Below are 6,074 nucleotides of genomic sequence, written 5' to 3'. Positions count from 1 at the left end.
TTTTCCTTTTCGTCACTCTTATAAAAATTCAAGAATGCAAGAAGTAAAGGGAAAAGAAAAATTGTCCAAAAAACCGACACATTTTTAAAAGATCAATAACTTATTGAAAATTAAGAAAAAAATCTGTCCAAAAAACCGACATTTCATCATTAACTTTTATTGTATTTCTTTACATCTTGCGTTATATAAGATTGCTGTGAAAAAATGATTATTTCGGATTACTCCTATCGGGAAGAGAGGAAAGAATATTAATTTCAAATGGATTTTTAATAATGAAGATTGCAGAAAGAATAGAGTCAATCACTCCTTTTATCGTTATGGATGTCCTTGACAGGGCAAAACAGCTCGAAAAGGAAGGGAGAGAAATTGTTCATTTGGAGGTGGGCGAACCGGATTTTGATACTCCATCGATTATAATGGAGACAGGTATTGATTCCATTCGACGAGGTGATACGCATTATACTCACAGTTTGGGATTGATTGAATTGAGGGAAGCAATAAGTGAACATTATCAAAGAAAATATAATGTGGAAATCAGCCCGGATCAGATAATTGTCACTTCAGGCACTTCTCCTGCGATGCTTCTGATTTTTGGCGCTCTTTTGAATCCCGGCGATAATGTCCTAATGTCAAATCCCTACTATCCCTGTTATCCTAATTTTGTAAAATTTGTTGGAGGCAATCCTCTCTTTTTTCCTATCTATGAAGAGAATGGATTTCGTCCTGATATTGCTGATATGAAGAAACGGATTGATTCTCAAACAAAATCTATAATCGTAAATTCACCGGCAAATCCCACAGGAATAGTATTGGATTTTGATACATTGAGCAGTATAGCTTCATTGGGACCCTATGTTATTTCTGATGAAATATATCATGGGCTTGTTTATGAAGGGAAAGAGCATAGTATCCTCGAAATAACAGATAACGCCTTTGTCCTCAATGGATTTTCAAAGTTGTATGCTATGACAGGGTGGCGATTGGGTTATGTTATTGCACCAAAAAAATTTATAAGACCTATGCAGAAGCTTCAACAAAACCTTTTTATTTCGGCATCTGCTTTTGCTCAAAGAGCAGCAATTGCAGCATTAAGAGAAGCAGATGAGGAAATAAAGAAGATGGTGCGAGTTTTCAATATGAGGAGAATATTCATTATCGATGCATTAAAGAAACTTGGCTTTGGTATTAAAAATGAGCCCACTGGAGCTTTCTATGTTTTTGCAAATGCGAAAAAATTTGCTTCTAATTCATACGATTTTGCATTTAAACTTCTTGAGAAAGCAGGAGTCGCAGTAACACCCGGCATAGATTTTGGCACAAATGGGGAAGGATATATTCGTTTTTCTTATTCTAATTCTATTCAAAATATAGAAAAAGGAATTAAAAGAATCGAAGAATTTTTGAAGAATTTTCATAAATGACAATCGATTTTTTTATACATTGTTGTTTTATCTTTTAATGTAGGAAATGATGTTGAAAATGAAGGAGAAGCAATGTTAAAGAATTTGTTTGGTAAAAACAACAAGCAGGAGGAAAAGGTAAGGAATATCATTGTTGAAAGGAATGAAGAAGAAAATAGTATTTGGGGGCGGCTGAAAAAAGGTTTAAAGAAGACTCAACGAGAAATAAGTTCAAAGTTTGAAGGGCTTTTTTTCCCGGGCAGGGTTATCGATGACGATTTTTATGAAGAACTTGAAGAAATCTTAGTGCTTTCGGATATTGGTATTGAAACAGCAGGACACATTGTTGAAGAGCTTCGCGAATATGTGTTGATGGAGAATATAAAGGATGAAGAGAAAATCAAAAGATATATATGTAATAGGTTGGGCGAGATGCTTTCAAAATATGAGGGCAAAATTGAGATTACGACAACTCCTTTTGTCATTATGGTTGTAGGAGTAAATGGCGTTGGCAAGACAACAACTATAGGGAAACTTGCTTCCCGTTTCTTAAAGGATGGGAAAAAAGTTATGTTAGCTGCAGGTGATACTTTCCGTGCCGCTGCCGATACTCAGCTTGGAATATGGGGGGAAAGGTCGGGAGTTGAGGTTGTACGAGGAAGAGAAGGAGCTGACCCTTCGTCTGTTGCCTATGACGCAGTTACATCTGCTGTTTCAAAGAAAGTAGATGTTCTTATCGTTGATACTGCAGGAAGAATGCATATTAAGAAAAACCTGATGGAAGAGCTTAAAAAAATGAAAAGGGTCTTGGGTAAGGCGCTTCCCGGAGCCCCAAACGAAGTTTTGCTCGTCCTCGATGCCACAACAGGACAAAATGCGCTGAGCCAAACAAAGATGTTTATGGAGGCTGTAGATGTTACGGGAATAATAATGACAAAGCTTGACGGCACAGCAAAGGGAGGTGTCTTGATATCAATTGCCCTTGAGACCGAAATACCAATAAAGTTTATTGGTGTCGGTGAAGACATTGAAAGTCTCCAGCCCTTTAATGGCAGAGCATTTGCTGAGGCAATCATCGAAGATTAAAGGGTTGTTTTTGGATTTCTTTTGAATTTTTCATGGGATTTATGAAGAATAGCAGACTCTGAGAGGAAGATGCCTATTGTTTAAGGAAATAATTAGCAACCTTGAATGGAGAATCCTGCTGATAACAATTCTGCTTTCTCTTCTTGGCATTGCTACAATATACAGTTCATCTTATTTTCCTGAGTTTTACGGAAAAGATTATTTCCTTTCTGCTCAAACATATTGGAAAAAACAGCTCATCTGGTTTTTTTTAGGATTGGTGGCATTGGCAATATTTACATTGATTGATTACAGAACAATTATCAAATATGCCTACGTTATCTATTTCCTATCCCTTTCTCTTCTTATAATTGTGCTTGTCATTGGAGAAGTAAAATCAGGTTCGAGAAGATGGATTTCCCTTGGCTTTTTCAATGTTCAACCCTCTGAATTCATAAAACTTGCTACGATAATTGTTCTTTCTCGCTTTATTTCTGATATTAGGAGCGGAGAATCTCTATCTTTTACCGAAGTTTTATACCCTCTTGCTTTGGCACTTATCCCGGCGATTCTCATTATACTTCAGCCCGACCTTGGTACTGCAATCTCTGTTATAGTTATATTGATTTTTTATCTTTTTGCAGCAGGTGTGAAGCGAAGAGTCTTCTATGGAGGGATTCTTTCAGCAATTGCAGGCTCAATCGTTATGTGGTTTTTTCTGGAAGACTATCAGAGAAAAAGAATTTTGACATTGTTCAACCCTGAAGCAGACCCTTTAGGAAGCGGGTATAACATAATTCAATCCAAGATTGCAGTTGGTTCAGGCGGGATTTTTGGTAAGGGGTTTCTGCATGGAAGTCAAGGACAGCTTAAATTTCTTCCTGAAAGCCATACAGACTTCATATTTTCTGTCTTTGCTGAGGAATGGGGATTTATTGGAGTATTCTTCCTTTTTGCACTTTTCCTTTCTCTCATCTTGTTCTGTCTCAAGGTTTCCCTTGAATCACCTGATAAATGTGGAGCATTGCTTTCCTTTGGAATCTCATCATTCCTTCTTTTTCAGGTAGTCGTCAATATTTCAATGGTAGTAGGATTACTTCCTGTTGTAGGTATTCCGCTGCCGCTTTTTAGTTATGGAGGCTCTTCTATGCTTTCGACAATGGCATCGATAGGCATAGTATTAAGCATACGAGGCAGACGTTTTATATTGTAATTGAAATGAGGTTTGAAAAAATGATGAAAGAGAAAAAAGTAAAAGCTGTCCTTCTTCTTCATTGTCCTGACCAAATTGGATTGGTTGCCAGAATATCAAGCTTTATTGCAGAGAGAGGAGGGAATATTATTGACCTCGATGAACATGTAGATACTGACGAAAAGGTATTTTATCTAAGAATCCTTTGGGAAATAAGTGAGTCCCTTTTAGAAGTGTCTGCGTTTAAATCTGCTTTTACGCCTATTGCAGAAAAGCTCAATGCCAAATGGGATATTAAAATGATGGATGAAAAGATGCGGGTTGCCATATTTGTTTCAAAGTATGCACATTGCTTACAGGAAATTTTATGGAGATACAGTCTAGGTGAATTCAATATTGAAATACCGCTGATAATATCAAATCATCCTAACCATCAGGAATTGGCTCAAAGTTATGGCATACCTTATTATGTCTTTGCAATAACAAAAGAAAATAAAGTAGCACAAGAGAGAAAAGAGCTCGAACTTCTTATTGAACATAAAATTGATACAATTGTGCTTGCTCGCTATATGCAGATTATCACACCTGTTATTCTTGATAAATTTCGGAACAGGATAATCAACATTCATCACTCATTCCTGCCGGCTTTTGCGGGAAGCAATCCTTATAGACAGGCATATGAGAGAGGAGTGAAGCTCATAGGGGCTACAAGCCACTATGTTACAGAAGAGCTTGATGAAGGACCTATCATAGAGCAGGATATAACGAGAGTTACACATCGCGATTCAGTAGAAGATTTAAAAAGAAAAGGGCGCGATTTGGAGCGACTTGTCCTTGCAAAAGCACTGCGTCTTCATACCGAGCATCGAATTTTCGTACGGGGACGAAAGACTATTGTCTTTGAATAATGTGAGCTGTTGTGCAAATATAGAAAGCTTCTCGTTTTTTTATAAACAGATGAAATTAACGCTTTGAGAATTGGAATTTCTTTCGTGCTTTTGGCTGTCCGTATTTCTTTCTTTCTACTTGTCGAGGGTCTCTCGTGAGCATACCTTCTTTTTTCAATTTTGGACGCAAGCTTTCATCGAGGTTTACCAATGCTTTGGCAATACCATGCCTTATGGCGCCTGCCTGTCCGGAAATTCCTCCTCCCTTTACATTGATGTTGATATCGAAATTCTCTCTATCAGGAAGAAACTGAAGAGGACTAATAGCAATTGCACGCAACGATTCTCTTGGAAAATAGTTATCAAGCGACCTTTTATTTACAAGAATTTCTCCTTTGCCGGCTTTGATCCAAACTCTTGCAACAGAAGTTTTTCTTTTTCCTGTGGCATAATAAATGTTGCTATTTTCCAACTTTTGCTCCTTCAATATTAATTAATTTCCAGTGGTTCCGGTTTTTGCGCACTATGAGGGTGTTCAGGACCTCTATGGACTTTGAGTTTTTTTAGCATTGCCCTTCCAAGTTTCGTTTTTGGAAGCATTCTTTTTACTGCCAATCTAACAATATCTTCAGGATGTTTTGCAAGCATTTCTTTTGCAGTCGTCTCTTTTATTCCTCCTATCCATCCGCTATGGCGATAGTATTTCTTCTGGTCCCATTTTTTCCCTGTCAGGACAATCTTTTCTGCATTGATCACAACTACGAAATCACCTGTATCAACAGATGGGGTATAAATTGGTTTATGCTTTCCCATCAATATAGTTGCAATCTGTGATGCCATTCTTCCAAGAGTTTTCCCTTCGGCATCGACCAGATACCATTTTCTTTCAATATCTTCCTTTTTAGCTACAAATGACCGTTGTACTTTTGCCATCTTTTCAACCCACTTTTGTTAATATTTTAAATTGGAGATGTCTTATTATATTTCTTTGATGCATTTGTCAAGAAGATAAAGAGAAAAAAAGAGAATTTCAATTGCATAGTTTCTTGCATTAAAACTCAATTGTTGTTGTCATAATCAAGTGGTACATTCAAAAACTCAGAATATACTATGAATTGGCTAAAGTATTTATATTCATCATATTGTTTTACTTATTATACCAATCTCTCAATTTTGCTGGCGGTACTCTTAAATAATATCCCATAATAATAAGCTGATTGATTAGTGTGGTTTTTAAAAATCCATTTTTTTTCCATCTTCGTGCCGATGTCAATGCCGGGAAGGGCGCTATGAATATCTTGCCATATTTTTTGATTCTTCTGATAAACTCAAAATCCTCCATAATTGGAATTTCTGCAAATCCCCCTGCTTTAAAAAATAATTCCTTTTTCAAAAAAATAGCTTGGTCTCCATAGGGCATCTTCAAGACACTGGCGCGAAAATTTGCAAGTTTTTCAATGAGTTTCATTGGGAAGGAGTCTTCATCGACTTTGAATCGAAATGCGCCTGCGCAGATTTCCGGGTAATCCA

At 37.0% G+C, this 6,074-nt stretch carries 7 protein-coding genes; 4 read left to right on the top strand and 3 right to left on the bottom strand.

The window, feature by feature from the left end; all coding sequences use genetic code 11:
* Positions 1 to 272: 272 nt before the first annotated feature.
* The 4 genes from D6734_05555 (at position 273) to purU (ending at position 4,565) form a co-directional block, all read left to right on the top strand.
* On the top strand, positions 273 to 1,421 hold the full coding sequence (locus D6734_05555) for a pyridoxal phosphate-dependent aminotransferase (GenBank protein RMF95447.1): 1,149 nt from the start codon (positions 273 to 275) through the stop codon (positions 1,419 to 1,421).
* A gap of 72 nt (positions 1,422 to 1,493) precedes the next feature.
* Positions 1,494 to 2,486 (top strand): signal recognition particle-docking protein FtsY, encoded by a 993-nt coding sequence (gene ftsY, locus D6734_05550; GenBank protein ID RMF95446.1) that lies wholly within the window; start codon positions 1,494 to 1,496, stop codon positions 2,484 to 2,486.
* 58 nt (positions 2,487 to 2,544) lie between these two features.
* A complete protein-coding gene (gene rodA / locus D6734_05545) occupies positions 2,545 to 3,678 on the top strand; it encodes a rod shape-determining protein RodA (protein ID RMF95445.1) in 1,134 nt (377 codons plus the stop codon).
* Positions 3,679 to 3,698: 20 nt separating this feature from the next.
* Entirely contained in the window at positions 3,699 to 4,565 is an 867-nt protein-coding gene (gene purU, locus D6734_05540; GenBank protein ID RMF95444.1) for a formyltetrahydrofolate deformylase, read from the top strand.
* Positions 4,566 to 4,620: 55 nt separating this feature from the next.
* Here purU and D6734_05535 read toward each other — a convergent pair whose 3' ends face one another.
* The 3 genes from D6734_05535 to D6734_05525 form a co-directional block, all read right to left on the bottom strand.
* Entirely contained in the window at positions 4,621 to 5,034 is a 414-nt protein-coding gene (locus D6734_05535) for a 30S ribosomal protein S9 (GenBank protein ID RMF95443.1), read from the bottom strand.
* A complete protein-coding gene (locus D6734_05530; GenBank protein ID RMF95442.1) occupies positions 5,034 to 5,477 on the bottom strand; it encodes a 50S ribosomal protein L13 in 444 nt (147 codons plus the stop codon). The genes D6734_05535 and D6734_05530 overlap by 1 nt, the downstream gene beginning before the upstream one ends.
* A gap of 214 nt (positions 5,478 to 5,691) precedes the next feature.
* Positions 5,692 to 6,074 (bottom strand): glycosyltransferase (locus D6734_05525; GenBank protein ID RMF95441.1); only part of this gene is annotated, 383 nt, incomplete at its 5' end.

The organism is Candidatus Schekmanbacteria bacterium, assembly GCA_003695725.1.
Taxonomy (GTDB): domain Bacteria; phylum Schekmanbacteria; class GWA2-38-11; order GWA2-38-11; family J061; genus J061.
This window is presented reverse-complemented; position numbering and strand designations above follow the sequence as displayed.